The organism is Microcoleus sp. PH2017_35_SFW_U_B, from assembly GCF_020737865.1.
GTDB lineage: Bacteria > Cyanobacteriota > Cyanobacteriia > Cyanobacteriales > Microcoleaceae > Microcoleus.
This window is the reverse complement of record NZ_JAEQDE010000044.1, coordinates 55,599-70,190: the sequence shown is the minus strand read 5'-3', so window position 1 is coordinate 70,190 and position 14,592 is coordinate 55,599. Positions and strand designations below refer to the sequence as shown.

Sequence of the window (14,592 nt, the reverse complement as noted above, 5' to 3'; positions counted from 1 at the left end):
CACTACAAACAAATACCAAAGGTTCGTAGTGAGGACTTTAGTCCTTTAATTTCTGCGGACTGAAGTCCTCACTACAAACAAATACCAAAGGTTCGTAGTAAGGACTTTAGTCCTTGGATTGATGCGGACTGAAGTCCTCACTACTAACCAATCTGTGCGATCGCCCTACCGTTTCACCATATTGTGTTCCCACTTCCAAACACAGCTAGAAATCAAATTCGTGCAGACATGAGCTGTAATTGGTACTAACAAATTGCCAGTAGCTAAAACACTGTAACCCAGCAGGAAACCCACAGCCGTCGCCCAAACAGCATAAGGCCACTGATCCATTCCTCCCAAGTGCAGAATGCCGAAACAAAAACTCGATAAAACTAAACCGGTCACATTCAATCCCAAACCAGACAGCATCACGCCTCGAAATAGCAATTCTTCGCTAAGTCCGGGTAGCAGTCCCAGCCAAATTAAATCCGGCCAAAACAAAGGTTTGAGCACTACTTCCAAGTAAATGTCTGCACTCCGGCGATAACCGGGCCAGAGTTGATATACGATCGCACTACCGCCTGTAATTGCCAGTCCGATCGCCAATCCTTTGAACAAATCCATGACGATCAATTTGACGGGCAAAAGCGATACCGATCCAAATATCAACCACAATTTAGCTACCGCCAGCAACATAATTGCTGTCACGCCCATTGCTACTAAAACCTGAGTGCGCGTCAACGGTTCAATTTCTGGATTTTCGGGAAGTTTTTCTGGCACTTAATCAATTTTAGATTTTAGGTTTTAGATTTTAGATTTGTTGAGTTGAGTCAGACAAACACCGCAGGGAGGAGATGTCTGCACCCAAAGAAGCTGGACTAATGCCGGCTCGTAAAGCGACCAATACGCCGATCGCCTCTAAATATGAGTTTACCTGCAAAGCTTTGATTCCGAGTTTTTCTGGGGAAGCTTGCATCTGGGTTTTGTTGTCACCCACAGCAATAATTTGTACTGTCGATCGCCCGCTCAAACTCAGAATAGCACTACCGCCGCACGCTGTGGCCGGTATTACCACCGCATCGACTCGATCCGCCCACAAATCCTGGGATACCGAATCGAAATTTCGCCTGTTTGCATGGAAGTTCTCTCTTGTGGGGCGGGCATCTTGTCCGCCCAATACCTGTGGTAAGCAAGATGCCTGTCCCACACCAGGAGTGACAAATTGCGGTGCTTTGCTAAGCCCTGCAAGCACGCAAGGTAAGAAAGTATAACCGATTTCCTCCGCAGCCGATCGTGGCGAAAGATGTGGATCGAGGGGAAGTGGCGACAGGGCGGGGGCGTGGGCGCAGGGAATTTTAAATGTTCTGACAATGAGGTGACTGATGACTGCTTCCGCGCCTGCGAGGGGATCGACTCCTTTCCCGCGGCGGTAGTTTTCGAGGGCGACGCTACCTTCATCGTCGGGAAATCTGGCCACAACTGCGATCGCCTGGACTTTTGCTTGTGCGATCAATTTGTCGGCGGCGCGCAGTAAACTGTCGGGATTGCCGATCGTCCCCCAGGATGCCCCTGATTCTGAAATGCGTAATTCTACTTGCAGGGGGCGATCGGTCAAAATACAATCAGTTATGTTTAAACCCAATGTAGCTCTAGCAGCATCAACGGCTTGCAAGTGGCGCAATTGTAACTCAGGTTCGATCGCGCAATCCATGATTAAGCCGATGCGATTTTGATGTACCGGTTGCAGGCCCCAGCATCCGGCTGCAAATTTGTCAAGGGCGTAACCTTCGACGTAAAGCGCATTAGGTATCGGCCAATAAAGTTGAGCACCGTTGAGGACGTTGGGGTGAGTAATTAGCGTATCAGAAATTTGGGCGATCGCCCTAGCAACGGGCAGCGCATCGCCTGCAAAGCCCCCAATCGAGGCTCCAACGCCTGTGGGGACTATCAAAACCACTGTTAAAGGGCGGGGCTTCACGCTGCTACGGGGGATGCTTCCACGAGCACGTAGCCTTCTACCAGAGCCTTTTGGCGATCGACATCCACGTCTGTAACGGCCCAGCGCAGGGGTTCGCCGTGTTTTTGCAGTTCAATTTCAATAGCTGAGTGCAGTTCTTCGGCCGTATCGCGGAGGTCTACTTCTGCGGAAATGAAATGGGTGGTCATGGGGCGATCCATAGTGGTTTTACCGCGATCGGTACTTGGGTACTTACGTAAATTTTAGCTTAGTCCTAGGATTTACCGAACTGGCGATCGTAAACAATGTCTTCTTTTTCAGTTTCTATCTTCAAGTGCGATCGGGGAAAAGAAACGCAAAGTAACACATAACCTTCAGCCTGAAGTTCGGGACTAACACCCATGCAATCAACCTGCTTAAGTTGACCCTCAACCACCTTAGCAGCGCAAGTAGTACAAACCCCCGAATTGCAAGAGTTGGGCAAATCAATCCCCGCGGCGATCGCAGTTTGCAGAATTGGTTGATCTTCGGGCACTTCTACGGTATAAGTGCTGCCTTGGTGGAGTAATTCAACAGTGTAAGTTTGAGACATATTTCAATTATTGGTTTTAATTCCCAATTGGAATCTACGGTAGATTTGCAAACAAAGCAGAAAACATTGTACCGCTGTTGGTGATTTGGTGCAAGTTGACAAAATTTATAGGAGTTACGCACGGGGGCCTAGAAACCGGGTTTTTTACAAAAATACTTGATTGCAGCCCTTAAATTCTGTAAAAACCCGGTTTCTTTGTAATGACACGCAATATATGTTCACTCACTTAATAACTAATTTCTGCCTTCAACCCAACAACTCATCAACCGCAACACTAAAACCCAGCAGCACTAACTGAGTGCTGATTACGTCACCGGAATTAAACGCTAACTTTTGAGTTTGAGTCATTATCAATATCCAGCAACTTTCTGGAAAAACAATCCAAACTTCCAGACAACCAGAATCCAAATACTCTTGTGCTTTCAAAAAAATCTCTTCCGCAATATCAGTAGGAGAAACAATTTCAGCAATTAACAGCGGACTTTGAGGAAAAGTAGGAACATCGCCATATTCAGCAACAAGTTCAGCAGTCAGATAAGCAACATCAGGGCGACGCACTCGCCTGTCAGTACGACAAGGAACTTCAGTATAAACTTCGCCCCCTTGTCCGCTAGATATCTTGTAACTTCTCCAAGAAAAATCTAGTCTAGATTGGATTCTACTGTGTTTTACTGTCATTCCATTTTTCTCCGATATTTGCCCGTCCACCCATTCCATATCGTCGGGGGGACTAGCGATGAAGTCTTCTAGAGAAACATTTTCTGATAAAACGGCTGTCATTACCATAGCCATTGACTCCCTTTTGCAGAATTCAATAATATTATAGCAATCTTTGGAAATGGGTAATGGGTAATGGGTAATTGGTAATGGGTAATTGGTAATTGGTAATTGGTAATTGGTAATTGGTAATTGGTAATTGAAACTCACCCAATGCCCAATGCCCCATGCCCAATGCCCCATGCCCAATGCCCCATGCCCAATGCCCCATGCCCAATTTAATCAATATTAATTTGATTAGGAGGTTTTGGTTGATTCCGATTATCATCCTTCAAAGTTTTGCGCCCCGACGACGCATAATCCTTGTACAAATCCACAAACATCTTAGTCAACTGCTGCAAAGAAAGCTGTTCACCATTAACTTGAGCTTTCATATAAGCTTTCAGAACTTCAATATAAGCCAAACCAAGAGCCAGCGTCAGAGTAGCCGCCGTTGCACCGGAGATAGCACCACCGACAATTGTACCCGCACCCGGAATCATTTTAATCAAATTAGTCACAATACTTCTACCAACAGCAGTCACCCCACCAGCACCGCTAATAGCAGACAGCATCGCCGAGATAAATCCCTTATCAAAGGGCATTCCAAAAATCACAGTAATATTAGCAATCATTGCCGTTTGCATCGTCATCAAAATTGGCGCATCAGCAAACGGCACAGGAGTTGCACCGATAATCGCAGAACCGGCAACATAGGCACTTAAATACTTAAATGCCATATCAGATTTGAGTCCAATATTGGCAATTTGTTCTTTAACAAAGGCTTTTTTCGCTACTTCCGGCAGCAGTTGAAAAGTTGCATCAACCAACTTATCTAAACCGTGAGACTTTACTGTATAATCCTCATCAATCTCTTCTGGTTCAGCCATGACTGGGATAATTTGACTGACTGGCAAATTCATGTGTTCCAGTTGCTTGAAAAACTCGCTCGGTTTTTTCGATGTAGTTTGAGTGAGCACTAAAATAACTGGTACATCCATGATTTCCATTTCTCTTAGCCAGCCTTCTTCCACGGATTCTATTCGATTTGCGCCGTGATTGATGCAGTACCAGATGACGTGTATGTGTTCTTTGGGGTGCAGAAGTCTTTGGTCTTCAATCAGTTTAGCAACGTTTAATTGAATAATTTTAATTTGTTCGGCGTTGAGTTCAAGTCCAGGAGTGTCGTAAACTGCGATCGGGCAATTCGGTTTAGTATATTGGCGGATACCGTGAGTGACGGGGCGGCCGACTCCGGTTTCTGCTAAGCGCTGGCGAAAAACTGCATTAATCAGGGTACTTTTACCGACACCGGTTTTGCCAATGACTAAAACATTGCACTGTCCCACATCATTTTCTGCGTCTTTGAAGGCATCGTAACTGTTGATTAAAAGCTCGTCTAAGGAAAAGTCGTTTGACATGGCGTTTTCTAGAATGGTGGGATATCGAATCTGGATTAAATAAACACCACCGAATAGAATTCGGGGCTATACAAACGAAGTCCGCCTACGCGGACTGAGGAGTCTCAAATATATTGTAGCAATTTAGTTTGATGTTTAAGCTAGCAGGCGATCGACCTCAATGCTAAAACCGATCAGAATTTGTTGAGTGCTAGCGGTATCACCCGCTCGAAATGTTAATATTTGATTTTGAGTCATCACAAATATTAAATGACTTTCTGGAAAAACTAACCAGACTTCCTGACAGCTAGATTCTAAATATTCCTGTGCTTTGAGAAAGACATCCTCAGCGATATCGGTGGGTGAAACTATTTCGGCAATTAAAGGAAAACTTTGGGGTAAAGTGGCAAGATTACCAAATTGTGCGACTAATTCGGGTGTGAGATAAGCGACATCGGGACGGCGAATGTTTTGGTTAGTGTGGCAAGGTGGTGAAATATAAAAATCACCATTTTCTTTGCTTAAATTTCTGTAATTTGACCAAGAACAACCCAGCGTTGATTGAATTTTACCATGCTTGAGCGTGGCTCCATTTTTCTCTACGATTTTACCATCCACCCATTCCATGTGATCGAGGGGATTAGCCATGAACTCTTCTAGAGTAAAATGCTTTTGTGCGACAGTAGCAGCGACCATAGTTATTTCCTCGCTTTTGCATATTCACTGATCCTATTATGACCGATCAGTACAGAGAAGGATATCTGATTCAATTATTCAATATTTTCAGGATTTTCAGACATATCGCACTCAGGCGGTAAAAAATCAGGATTAAGAACTTCTTCTTCAGTAAAGGGAGACTCTGGGGGAAATATTTGAATAGATAAACCTGTTTCATCTGCGGCTAATTCCCTAGCATCTTGATAAGATTCATTAAAAATCTCTTCAAAAAAACGATACAAACTCGGACTGGTTTTGAAGGTATCTCCGATGCGTTTACGATGTTCACGAATGGTGTACACCCAACTATTGGTTCGTTTTTCTGGCTGATATTTATACTTAAGTAAGTGCATTAAAAGTACCCTCAAATTGCTTTTTAAAGCATTCTTGTCGCTTCTCCCCATGCTTTCGAGTTCCTCTAGTAAGTTCTCTAAATCTATTTCAGAAAACTTACCCTCTTTTAATAAGTTGATTGTTGTCTGTAACCACAGATAAAAATCCTGTTCATAAAGGGATGTTATTGCAGTTGTCATTGATTGGATAGTTGTCATTTTGTTTGACTCCCTTTCTCTTCTCTAGACATAAGTCTAACATATTCGATAATTTATCGCTATGTGGGGTCAAGAAACCCGGTTTCTGTTATGATTAAGGCAGACTCACCTAGAGTTGACTAAGAAACCCGGTTTCTAACCTACTCAATACTTTGAATTAGTTTAATGTTATTTCTCAGCCATTCATTGACCAAAACTTGCACCTCAATCTTTTTATGCTCGGCAATTTTAGTCACAAATTCCTCGACATCTGGTTCGAGATAAATGGGATAATGAAAAGTAGCATCAGGATGGTAAAACTTGCCTTGTTCTGCTGGAGAAAAATCATACTCTGATTTCATAATTTCCTCTCTTGATAAGCTTGGGTTTCAGTAAAATTAGCTTTGCGGGCTGAAATGAGCCGAATTATGCAAGAAGTGCGATCGGTTTGTTCAAAGGTATGAACAACTACCCTTAAATTTCCTGTTTCATCTAAGCCTATGGTAATCCATCTATCTTCATCTTGACTGTGTTCTTCATCATAGATTGTTAATTGAGAACTATCGCGAAAAACAGTTGATGCCAAACGAAAATTTAATTGATGCTTGCGAATATTTTGCTTTTCTTTGGCTGGATTCCAATCAAAGTTATAATCCAAGGAAATCTATTATGGTAAATCAATGTGGAATCAAATTATAACATAAATTCGTAATTTATGTACTAAGGAGCTACTTGGACTTTTAGCATCTCCCAAGTTTCCCGTTCCATGTTCAACATATCCCCTACTTCTTGCAAAAGTTCATAACCATTTAAATCTATGGGAAGTTCTTCTTCAATGAGAATATCGCACAAAGTCTCTAACGCCAAATTCCACTCACCAGCCTGAATATCTGAAACCAAAAATTCTATTTGATTATCTGACAGTTGCAGTTTCACGATGTTAATGACTTCATTGAGTTTACTTTCCACAATTTTATAGTCAAACATTTGTTTTGCTCCTGACAATATTTCTAGGGATTTTTGGGTAGGTTAGTAGGGAAGGCTGTAATGATTCATCTCCCATCAGGTTCTACTATTACCCTAATACTAACACTATCTCTAGTTCCTTCAATATGCCATCTTACAGGCTTACCAGCAAAGAAGTTACTTAAACTTTTAGCAAAGACTTAAGATAAGTATAAACTCTGAAACAATAAATTCTCTTTGATTTTCTGACAATTAATGGCACTTTGGCAAGAAGCCTGATCTTACCATTATGGCGGGTAAAGACGAAGATTTTATCCCATAACCATTGTAAAATTAAGTTGGTATTGAGAACACAATGATGGCACATTAAATGAATTGACGGAGTAATTCTAGCTCTTTCTTTATTAAGCTGATATCATCAATTTTTGATATTCTCTCAATTTCTGATTGCATCTTATTCTTACCTTTTTTTATCCATTTTTGATATTTCGGATCGTCGAGCATTTTCTGATATTCCTGATATTCCTTAACTTCGTTTTCAAAATCCTTTAGAGCGTCATACGGTAATTTCTCCATATCCTCTGGATTAGATATTATTTTATACTTTTCATTCGCAAGGATGTCACGAATATCATCAGAAAGTTTATAAGTTACATTTACTGTATATGTTACAAAACATCCTTCTGTTTGATCGGAACTGTGAGACATGATTTCACCAATTTGGAATATCTTGTTTTCTGTGGAAAATAAGAGGCATAAAGAATTTTTAGGAACATCATTTTTCTCTTCATCTATAGTTTGAATCGAGCGGAACCAACCTGTATTCTCCCTACCATTAACGAGATTAGTTCCCTGGTCAATAATAGCAATATCATCAGTGACACCTAGTTTAAGGAATTTACCACCATTTTGTGGTGTGCTGGTTATCAGTGCTTGATCTTTACGAAAGTGTTTTTCATTATATTTTATTTCATACTCGATAATTTCTTGCTCCCACTCAGGCGATTCATCATATTTATTTTTTTTAAAATTAATCAATTGGTTTGTTAAATTTAAGTTGTGGATACTAATACATAATTCTCCCTCACATTCAAGACCTAGCCGAGTTAGATTAGATGACCCTATGATAGAAAAACCTATTTTTTCATGGTCTATAACTATTTCTTCATTGTCTCTAACACGACGGCCTAAAAAACAATAGGCTTTGATATGAAAGTTATTTGTGGGACATATAAAACGAACAGACTTAGTTTTAATCTTTGTTGATTCTTTGTCGATAAATTTCAATAAATTTTGAATATCACTAGGGTCATTAAAATTATCTTTTTTTCCGATCGCAATCACAACTTCCGTATTTTCATTTAAATAAGGGTGTAGAAGAATTTTTTTTACTTGCTCCACCCCATGATTAGTAACAAAAGCAGAAAATAGATAAATTTTATCCCAAGAGTATTCTTGACAATTCAATAAAAAATCTATTGTCGTTTCCAAGCTTTTTTGACGGTCTTCCAAAATTACAAATCTTTTAATAACACTCATTGTAAATACATCCAATTAATTAATAAAAAACTTTCAGGCAAGATGTAAACCACAATTTGATTATCTTCCCTAAAACTGCGCGATCGCACCTAATAAAGTTGACTAAAAACATAATCAGCCAACTCAATCAAAGCCGACTTCGACTCCGACGGCGGGAACCCCATCAAAGGCATAGCCGCAGACTGAGCCGACTTAGCTGATAATTCCCGCGATCGCCCTCTGCTGGTTGGATATTTGAAAGGTTACTCATGGGCTTAACAAGGGATAGAGAGGGAAGCACATTGAGAAATTATAACTGTTGCTGTTGAGCTTGAACCAATTTTTTGAATATTTGTGGCGAGTAATTCCTGTAGGGGCAATCCCCCCGTGGTTGCCCTGATCTTTCGGGCGGGCACGGGGGCACCGCCCCTACAGCAGGGACTAGAGTTTATGGGAGTTACGCACAGCAAAGAAACCGGGTTTTTCACTTAGTTAAAGGCTGGGCGTGCAGTATTTTAGTAAAAAAACCCGGTTTCTAATCACCCGTGTTTTAGTCATATTTTAGAAATGTTCCAGCAGATATTTCTCCTGTGCGTAAACCTTTCGCAGCGACTCCAGCCCGATCGCCCCCAACATCAATTTAACCACCCCAACCAACTCTCCCCACTCCAACAATTCAACAACAGAAACCGCCTCCCGAAATTTATCCCCATAGAAATCCACCCAAAAATCCGGCGCGTATCTCTCCTTCAGACTCGCCATCCGGCGCTTCCAATAACCAAAATCTAAACCCGACGGCGATTCCACTCCCACCACCGGCGGAAAGTCGGCATAACTCACAAACCGACTCATCCCTTGGGCGTGCACGTAGAGGATGTGCGCCCAGCACTCGAAGCGATATATTTGTTCTACCTTGATTTTCAGCAGCCGCGCGATCGCCTCTTTGGTAACAAACCGGCTCAATCTGTGTCTGGGGGTTGATTTTGGTCGAAAGCTTGCTAACATAGTTGATACATCCCACTTAATGGGAATTGTAAATGGTTGATAAATCCCACTTGATGGGATTTGAACTTTGATAGGCGATCGTCTTTAAGTTTTGCAGACGTTGGGGCGATCGCTTTTTACGATATAATTATAATATACTAAATCTAGTGGTCTGTCAATGGGTTTAATTAGATTGCGGGTTAGAGAATTTGCTGGTGAGAAAGGCTGGACGATCAAAGAGGTTTCTGACCGATCGGGAGTCAACTACAGCACCCTCAGCACCTATTCGCGTTCTCCAGGAATGGCAATGGTTGATTTTACTTGTCTGCTCAAGTTGGCACGTACTTTTGACGTGATGGTGGAAGATTTGGTTGAGGTTGTCAAAGAGTAGGTCGATCGCCTTTTGTAGTATAGTTATGTGACTGATATTAGTCAGGTTTCAATAGCTTATGGGCTTAATTAGATTGCGGGTTAAAGAATTTGCTGCTGAGAAAGGCTGGACGATCAAAGAGGTTTCAGAGCGATCGGGCGTAGTCTACAGTACGCTCAGAACCTATGCCCGATCGCCCGGATTAGCAACAATTGATGTGACAGCCTTGGACAAATTGGCGAGGACTTTTGATGTGATGGTCGAAGATTTGTATGAGATTGTCCAAGATTAGCCGATCGCCTTTTGGAATAAAAATATCTTATGATGGTACACCATCATTTGTCAAGTATGGGTTTAGTCAGACTAAAAGTCAGAGAATTCGCTGCTGAGAAAGGTTGGACACTAAAAGAGGTTTCAGAGCGATCGGGAGTCATCTACAGCACCGTCAGACACTACGCCCGCTGTCCGGGGGTGTCAACTATTGACTTCATTTCCATACACAAATTGGCCCGCACCTTTGATGTGATGATCGAAGATTTGGTGGAAATTGTGCAGGAATAAAAGGCATATTTACATTCAAACAAAGCGTCTGAATTACTCCAGACGCGATCGGACTTTAATCAACTCAATATTGCTCGACAGTTGCCAACATCTGATTCACAGACTCACCTCGTTGCAGGGCTTCCCAATCAGAAGTAATCGGTTGGAAAGAACAGTAGCACAGCACAATTCGCAAGTCAGTATCAAAGGAAGAAAACTGGTGAACGCTAGTAACTATCCAATCTCCATCTTTCCCGTGAGTTACTCCATTACCGGAGTCAGAGAGATTGTCGTAGTCGCGGGTTCTGTCTCCAGGCTGGGGAAGAATTGGGTTTTCTTCCCAACTCCAGTTTTCCCACAGAATATCAGTTAAACCGCCCCTCGGCATAAGCTGGCGTTCTTCCCAACCGGGAGCACTCATGGTTTCGGCTTTATAGACAATCCAGATTTTTTTTGCCATCTTTCCTCCCTTTGCTTTAATCTTGGTAATCTTGCCATGTATCCTGAAACGAGGTTTGTTCTCCATCAAACACGCAGGCCACATCAGGAGGGCTGTTGCGGCTGACTCGGATTTCTTTTAACCGCCAGTTGTATTTTTCGCCCATCTTTTCACAGAGTTCGGGGTTTGTGACATAGTGGACGTTTTCTGGTTTTGGGTTCGGTAGGCGATCGCTCCTCACTTCACAATTCCCTTACAGTTTAAAAACTACAATGTTTTGCCCTGTATGCGATCGCTCCACTTCTGCACGCAGCAGCTATGTGTTGTTTGGGTTTTGACTGGCTGTTATTTTGGGTTGCTCAGCTTGATTGACGTATTCCTCCATAAATTCAAGCAAAACATCCCTCATATTTTTACCCTCCCTAGCGACGGCTGACTTAAATCGGTTCCGCAGATCGGGTGGCATTTCTACTCTAATAGCCACAGTCTTGTTTTCATCCATACAGGCTCAAGGCTTCACAACATATATATTTTGACATTTTATGAAGTTTGTCCAAAAACCAGCGTTTTGCATACAAGCGCATTAAAGCAACTATATGCTATACTGCATACTAATGCAATAGTGCAAGCGACCTGAGTTGCTCTGGTGTCGGCGCGAATCTCGCGCGCGCCAGAGGATCGCGCGCGCCATGTACAAACTATCGATCGCCTAAAATAGATTAATTCAGGCAAAGTCAATCATAGTGAGCGAGAAGCCAGGAGCGATCGCAATGACATTAAGTACCGCAAAATGGACAATAGACCACTACCATCGGATGATCGAAACAGGTATTTTGGACGATCGCCAAGTTGAATTACTAAATGGAGTAATAGTCGAAATGGTACCGGAGGGAACGGCGCATACTTATTTTAGCGATCGTTTTGCCAATCAATTGCGAGTCGCATTATCCACCAGAGCACAAATCCGCGAAGCCAGACCAATTACTCTGCCAAATAACTCGGAACCAGAACCAGATATTGCCGTTGTCCAACTCCTAAACGATGTCTACCTACAGCATCACCCCTATCCAGAGAATATTTTTTGGCTAATTGAATATTCTGATTCTAGTTTGACTAAAGACTTAGAGGAAAAAAGCAAGATTTACGCAGCAGCAGGCATTCCAGAATATTGGGTTGTTAACTTGCGCGATCGACTATTAATCGTATTCCGCTTCCCGGAAGGCGATTTTTACCAGCAGCGAAATACTTTTCAATCTGGAACCATTGAACCCCTGGCTTTTCCCGATCTTACCATCCATGTTTCTCAACTAATGAACAGATAAGTTATTGCCAAATATCCTATAATAAGGTTTCGTTACGGCAGTTTCTCTGGTAACGAAAGCCAAGCTTTGAGTTCCTCATCCAAAACATATTTATCGCTATTCGCGAGTGCTGCGATAACTTTTAACCGAGTTTTAAGCTGTCTTAACTCTCGAATTTCTTCAATAGGAAGCGTTTTCCAATTAGCAGCCTTTTGTTCCACATCTTCCCGCGAATCTTTGATGTTATCCCAAAACCACTGTAGAATTAAGTTTACATCCAGAACTGAATCGTTGGGAACTATTCCGTATTTTGCGATCGCCCCAGCCCGCAACATCATTGAAGAAATCTTCACAGACTCCCCACTACCCGGTTTTTTCTGTTCCGCCACTTCCGCTAGTCGATCGTAAATTGTAGTTGCTACTTCTGCCCAAGTGCGATCGAATAAACCCGCATTATTTTCACCTTTTCGAGCCTTCGCAGAGGAAACATCAGCTAACAACAGCCAGTTAAAGTCTTGCGGTGCGGTGGTTTGAGCCGAAAATGTATTTTTGACCCAAGCCAGTACGGATTCAGGATTTTGTTCGAGGAGGCGATCGATCGATATTTTCGGGGGAAATTGAGTCATAATCAAATGGGCGATCGGCATGAACTAGCAGTTTATATTTGCATTCACAATCTGACTGGCAATTTTTTTAGCAGTTCATTAACAATAATTTGAGCGATCGGACTGTTTTGAGAAAGAGTTTGCAAGCGTTTTAAAACATCAAGACTCAGATCTAAATTTTCTTTGGCTGCATCTATCGACCTTAAAGAATCTGCCGCCGTGAGAGTAAGCTCATCATCCGGTATCTCAAGCATTTCTAGCAACAACGGAATTGCTTGTTGAGAGTCAGCATCGGAAATAATTTCGGCACAGCGCAATTGCCATTCTTGGGAACGATTACACCAACAAGATTTCAGTTCTTCCCAATCAGCAGGTGTAAGTTTTTGCACTTGTTCAATAGCATATATAACAGCATGATCTGACCAATTATCCGGCGAAAATTCTTGATTTAAATATTCATCTAGCTGTGCGAAACTCATCTGAGTAATATTGTGGAAGCTGGCATCGGAATCATAATTTTTACCAGTGCAGTGCTGTCCCCGCTCGCGATCGTCGTCGTGACTTCCGGGAGATTATCCCGGTGCGTCGCTATTGAATCGTTGTCAATAGCCAAAATAGTCACAGCGACGCACCCTACTTTAATTATAAAGCATTATATTATAGAGGCTGTGTAAGTCCCGATCGTCCAATTTGTTCCTATATTTACTAAAAAAATAGCGCCTGAGTTCCCCCAGACGCATACCATAAAATCTACAAATTGTCAACCCTAACTTAACCGTTTAAGGCTTCAGCACCGCCGGAAACTTCCAGAATTTCCTGGGTAATTGCCGCTTGCCGCGCCTTGTTATAAGTCAACGTCAAACTACGGATCAAATCGCTAGCATTCTCACTAGCATTATTCATCGCCGTCATCCGTGCAGCCAACTCGCTAGCAGCAGATTCTTGCAAAGCCCGCAGCAATTGGTTGTTCAAATACAAAGGCAAAAGTGCCTCCAGAATTTGCGCCGGATCTTGCTCGAAAATCATGTCGCGTGGCAAACTCTTCATAGGTGTACCAACTTTCTCCCGCGATACTTGAAACTGTCCGCCTTGCGATGTCAAGCGGAAGATTTCATCATCTGGAGTTTCCAAACCTTGAGGATCGAGGGGTAACAAGGTTTGAATTACTGGACGCGAACTAATTAGTGACACAAACTTGGTGTAAATTAGCTCAACTCTGTCCACAGTTCCCGACAGGAACAAAGACAGCAATTCGTCAGCAATTAGCGCTGCTTCCGGTGCTGTTGGGATTTGTTCTAAGTTAGTGTAAGTAGCATCGATCGGCTGTTCGCGACGTTGGAAATACTGAGTAGCTTTGCGTCCTACTAACACGAATTTGTAGTTTAAGCCTTCAGCTTTGATTTCCTTAGCGCGATTTTCGGCGTATCTAATGATGTTACCGTTGTAGCCACCGCACAAACCCCGATCGCCCGAAACAACCAAAATTCCCACTGTTCTGACTTCGCGTTTTTTCAGCAGCGGTAAATCCTGGCTTTCAAACTTCAAGCGTTCTGCCAAACCGTATAATACTTCTGCCAAGCGATCGGCAAAAGGACGAGTAGCAGTCACCTGTTCTTGAGCGCGGCGCACCTTAGCAGCAGCCACCAAGCGCATTGCTTCTGTAATCTTTTTAGTGTTCTTGACCGACTTAATGCGATCGCGAATAGTTTTCAGATTTGCCATAACTTTCTCCTTTTTCCTTAGCTTTTATTTCTGAGTTCTTAGTTCCCAGCCATCAGTTTTTAAGTTTAGCTACGGTAGAGACACGGCATTTTCTATTGGTATCAATTTTCAGACTGAAACCAGATGTCTCTATCGTTTTTCTCAAAGTCTCGATCCCCCTAAATCCCCCTTAAGAAGGGGGACTTTGAACGATCTTGTCCCCCCCTTATTAAGGGG

Annotated in this window: 23 protein-coding genes; 4 read left to right on the top strand and 19 right to left on the bottom strand. The window is 42.5% G+C overall.

The features are described 5' to 3' along the window. Positions 1–165: 165 nt before the first annotated feature. The 13 genes from JGK36_RS12860 to JGK36_RS12800 form a co-directional block, all read right to left on the bottom strand. Positions 166–759: a CPBP family intramembrane glutamic endopeptidase gene (locus JGK36_RS12860; protein WP_293180330.1), complete on the bottom strand. Its 594-nt coding sequence runs from the start codon at positions 757–759 to the stop codon at positions 166–168. 31 nt (positions 760–790) lie between these two features. Beyond that, positions 791–1,957 (bottom strand): DUF3326 domain-containing protein, encoded by a 1,167-nt coding sequence (locus JGK36_RS12855; RefSeq protein WP_293180333.1) that lies wholly within the window; start codon positions 1,955–1,957, stop codon positions 791–793. Next, positions 1,954–2,145, bottom strand: coding sequence for a hypothetical protein (locus tag JGK36_RS12850; RefSeq protein ID WP_293180527.1), 192 nt, complete (start codon positions 2,143–2,145; stop codon positions 1,954–1,956). Before JGK36_RS12850 ends, JGK36_RS12855 begins: the two co-directional genes overlap by 4 nt. 65 nt (positions 2,146–2,210) lie before the next feature. Next, on the bottom strand, positions 2,211–2,528 hold the full coding sequence (locus JGK36_RS12845) for a 2Fe-2S iron-sulfur cluster-binding protein (RefSeq protein WP_293180336.1): 318 nt from the start codon (positions 2,526–2,528) through the stop codon (positions 2,211–2,213). Between the two features lie 246 nt (positions 2,529–2,774). Further along, a complete protein-coding gene (locus JGK36_RS12840; RefSeq protein ID WP_293154866.1) occupies positions 2,775–3,320 on the bottom strand; it encodes a Uma2 family endonuclease in 546 nt (181 codons plus the stop codon). Positions 3,321–3,523: 203 nt separating this feature from the next. Beyond that, entirely contained in the window at positions 3,524–4,705 is a 1,182-nt protein-coding gene (locus JGK36_RS12835) for a GTPase (RefSeq protein ID WP_293180342.1), read from the bottom strand. 135 nt (positions 4,706–4,840) lie between these two features. Then, complete coding sequence (locus JGK36_RS12830; protein ID WP_293180345.1) at positions 4,841–5,380, bottom strand: Uma2 family endonuclease; 540 nt, start codon at positions 5,378–5,380, stop codon at positions 4,841–4,843. A 74-nt stretch (positions 5,381–5,454) separates the two neighbouring features. Then, a complete protein-coding gene (locus JGK36_RS12825; protein ID WP_293180348.1) occupies positions 5,455–5,952 on the bottom strand; it encodes a DUF29 domain-containing protein in 498 nt (165 codons plus the stop codon). A gap of 140 nt (positions 5,953–6,092) precedes the next feature. Continuing rightward, complete coding sequence (locus tag JGK36_RS12820; protein WP_106333270.1) at positions 6,093–6,293, bottom strand: hypothetical protein; 201 nt, start codon at positions 6,291–6,293, stop codon at positions 6,093–6,095. Beyond that, entirely contained in the window at positions 6,290–6,589 is a 300-nt protein-coding gene (locus JGK36_RS12815; protein ID WP_293180354.1) for a BrnT family toxin, read from the bottom strand. The genes JGK36_RS12820 and JGK36_RS12815 overlap by 4 nt, the downstream gene beginning before the upstream one ends. A gap of 62 nt (positions 6,590–6,651) precedes the next feature. Continuing rightward, positions 6,652–6,918, bottom strand: coding sequence for a MafI family immunity protein (locus tag JGK36_RS12810; RefSeq protein WP_293180357.1), 267 nt, complete (start codon positions 6,916–6,918; stop codon positions 6,652–6,654). Positions 6,919–7,263: 345 nt separating this feature from the next. Further along, a complete protein-coding gene (locus tag JGK36_RS12805; protein WP_293180360.1) occupies positions 7,264–8,436 on the bottom strand; it encodes a hypothetical protein in 1,173 nt (390 codons plus the stop codon). Positions 8,437–8,976: 540 nt separating this feature from the next. After that, positions 8,977–9,420, bottom strand: a complete 444-nt coding sequence (locus JGK36_RS12800; RefSeq protein ID WP_293180362.1) for a hypothetical protein — start codon at positions 9,418–9,420, stop codon at positions 8,977–8,979. Positions 9,421–9,577: 157 nt separating this feature from the next. Between JGK36_RS12800 and JGK36_RS12795 the strand changes: the two genes are divergently transcribed. From JGK36_RS12795 to JGK36_RS12785, 3 genes are read left to right on the top strand one after another with little or no spacing between them, the layout of a single operon-like run. Then, the gene (locus JGK36_RS12795; RefSeq protein WP_106149040.1) at positions 9,578–9,790 is read left to right on the top strand and encodes a helix-turn-helix transcriptional regulator; all 213 of its coding nucleotides are present in this window, start codon (positions 9,578–9,580) and stop codon (positions 9,788–9,790) included. A gap of 58 nt (positions 9,791–9,848) precedes the next feature. Next, on the top strand, positions 9,849–10,061 hold the full coding sequence (locus JGK36_RS12790; protein ID WP_293154889.1) for a helix-turn-helix transcriptional regulator: 213 nt from the start codon (positions 9,849–9,851) through the stop codon (positions 10,059–10,061). Between the two features lie 56 nt (positions 10,062–10,117). After that, positions 10,118–10,330, top strand: a complete 213-nt coding sequence (locus JGK36_RS12785) for a helix-turn-helix transcriptional regulator (protein ID WP_106149042.1) — start codon at positions 10,118–10,120, stop codon at positions 10,328–10,330. 64 nt (positions 10,331–10,394) lie between these two features. Here the strand turns inward: JGK36_RS12785 and JGK36_RS12780 are convergent, their stop codons facing one another. From JGK36_RS12780 to JGK36_RS12770, 3 genes are all read right to left on the bottom strand, one after another. Beyond that, the gene (locus tag JGK36_RS12780; protein ID WP_293197045.1) at positions 10,395–10,769 is read right to left on the bottom strand and encodes a hypothetical protein; all 375 of its coding nucleotides are present in this window, start codon (positions 10,767–10,769) and stop codon (positions 10,395–10,397) included. 16 nt (positions 10,770–10,785) lie between these two features. Beyond that, complete coding sequence (locus JGK36_RS12775; RefSeq protein ID WP_293180368.1) at positions 10,786–10,989, bottom strand: hypothetical protein; 204 nt, start codon at positions 10,987–10,989, stop codon at positions 10,786–10,788. A 75-nt stretch (positions 10,990–11,064) separates the two neighbouring features. Continuing rightward, entirely contained in the window at positions 11,065–11,250 is a 186-nt protein-coding gene (locus tag JGK36_RS12770) for a hypothetical protein (RefSeq protein ID WP_293197044.1), read from the bottom strand. A 241-nt stretch (positions 11,251–11,491) separates the two neighbouring features. On the opposite strand from JGK36_RS12770, the gene JGK36_RS12765 reads away from it, so the two are divergent. Next, positions 11,492–12,070, top strand: a complete 579-nt coding sequence (locus tag JGK36_RS12765) for a Uma2 family endonuclease (protein ID WP_366516567.1) — start codon at positions 11,492–11,494, stop codon at positions 12,068–12,070. 32 nt (positions 12,071–12,102) lie between these two features. Here the strand turns inward: JGK36_RS12765 and JGK36_RS12760 are convergent, their stop codons facing one another. The 3 genes from JGK36_RS12760 to JGK36_RS12750 form a co-directional block, all read right to left on the bottom strand. After that, the gene (locus JGK36_RS12760) at positions 12,103–12,675 is read right to left on the bottom strand and encodes a hypothetical protein (RefSeq protein WP_293197043.1); all 573 of its coding nucleotides are present in this window, start codon (positions 12,673–12,675) and stop codon (positions 12,103–12,105) included. 44 nt (positions 12,676–12,719) lie between these two features. After that, the gene (locus tag JGK36_RS12755; protein ID WP_293197042.1) at positions 12,720–13,133 is read right to left on the bottom strand and encodes a hypothetical protein; all 414 of its coding nucleotides are present in this window, start codon (positions 13,131–13,133) and stop codon (positions 12,720–12,722) included. A gap of 292 nt (positions 13,134–13,425) precedes the next feature. Further along, positions 13,426–14,376, bottom strand: a complete 951-nt coding sequence (locus JGK36_RS12750; RefSeq protein ID WP_293180380.1) for a F0F1 ATP synthase subunit gamma — start codon at positions 14,374–14,376, stop codon at positions 13,426–13,428. Positions 14,377–14,592: the final 216 nt, after the last annotated feature.

What these genes read in the sequence shown, in the direction of transcription:
- JGK36_RS12755 (WP_293197042.1), bottom strand. Translation starts at nt 13,133, where the DNA reads ATGAGTTTCGCACAGCTAGATGAATATTTAAATCAAGAATTTTCGCCG.
- JGK36_RS12835 (WP_293180342.1), bottom strand. Translation starts at nt 4,705, where the DNA reads ATGTCAAACGACTTTTCCTTAGACGAGCTTTTAATCAACAGTTACGAT.
- JGK36_RS12750 (WP_293180380.1), bottom strand. Translation starts at nt 14,376, where the DNA reads ATGGCAAATCTGAAAACTATTCGCGATCGCATTAAGTCGGTCAAGAAC.
- JGK36_RS12780 (WP_293197045.1), bottom strand. Translation starts at nt 10,769, where the DNA reads ATGGCAAAAAAAATCTGGATTGTCTATAAAGCCGAAACCATGAGTGCT.
- JGK36_RS12770 (WP_293197044.1), bottom strand. Translation starts at nt 11,250, where the DNA reads ATGGATGAAAACAAGACTGTGGCTATTAGAGTAGAAATGCCACCCGAT.
- JGK36_RS12795 (WP_106149040.1), top strand. Translation starts at nt 9,578, where the DNA reads ATGGGTTTAATTAGATTGCGGGTTAGAGAATTTGCTGGTGAGAAAGGC.
- JGK36_RS12825 (WP_293180348.1), bottom strand. Translation starts at nt 5,952, where the DNA reads ATGACAACTATCCAATCAATGACAACTGCAATAACATCCCTTTATGAA.
- JGK36_RS12845 (WP_293180336.1), bottom strand. Translation starts at nt 2,528, where the DNA reads ATGTCTCAAACTTACACTGTTGAATTACTCCACCAAGGCAGCACTTAT.
- JGK36_RS12840 (WP_293154866.1), bottom strand. Translation starts at nt 3,320, where the DNA reads ATGGCTATGGTAATGACAGCCGTTTTATCAGAAAATGTTTCTCTAGAA.
- JGK36_RS12830 (WP_293180345.1), bottom strand. Translation starts at nt 5,380, where the DNA reads ATGGTCGCTGCTACTGTCGCACAAAAGCATTTTACTCTAGAAGAGTTC.
- JGK36_RS12810 (WP_293180357.1), bottom strand. Translation starts at nt 6,918, where the DNA reads ATGTTTGACTATAAAATTGTGGAAAGTAAACTCAATGAAGTCATTAAC.
- JGK36_RS12850 (WP_293180527.1), bottom strand. Translation starts at nt 2,145, where the DNA reads ATGACCACCCATTTCATTTCCGCAGAAGTAGACCTCCGCGATACGGCC.
- JGK36_RS12805 (WP_293180360.1), bottom strand. Translation starts at nt 8,436, where the DNA reads ATGAGTGTTATTAAAAGATTTGTAATTTTGGAAGACCGTCAAAAAAGC.
- JGK36_RS12820 (WP_106333270.1), bottom strand. Translation starts at nt 6,293, where the DNA reads ATGAAATCAGAGTATGATTTTTCTCCAGCAGAACAAGGCAAGTTTTAC.
- JGK36_RS12800 (WP_293180362.1), bottom strand. Translation starts at nt 9,420, where the DNA reads ATGTTAGCAAGCTTTCGACCAAAATCAACCCCCAGACACAGATTGAGC.
- JGK36_RS12790 (WP_293154889.1), top strand. Translation starts at nt 9,849, where the DNA reads ATGGGCTTAATTAGATTGCGGGTTAAAGAATTTGCTGCTGAGAAAGGC.
- JGK36_RS12760 (WP_293197043.1), bottom strand. Translation starts at nt 12,675, where the DNA reads ATGACTCAATTTCCCCCGAAAATATCGATCGATCGCCTCCTCGAACAA.
- JGK36_RS12785 (WP_106149042.1), top strand. Translation starts at nt 10,118, where the DNA reads ATGGGTTTAGTCAGACTAAAAGTCAGAGAATTCGCTGCTGAGAAAGGT.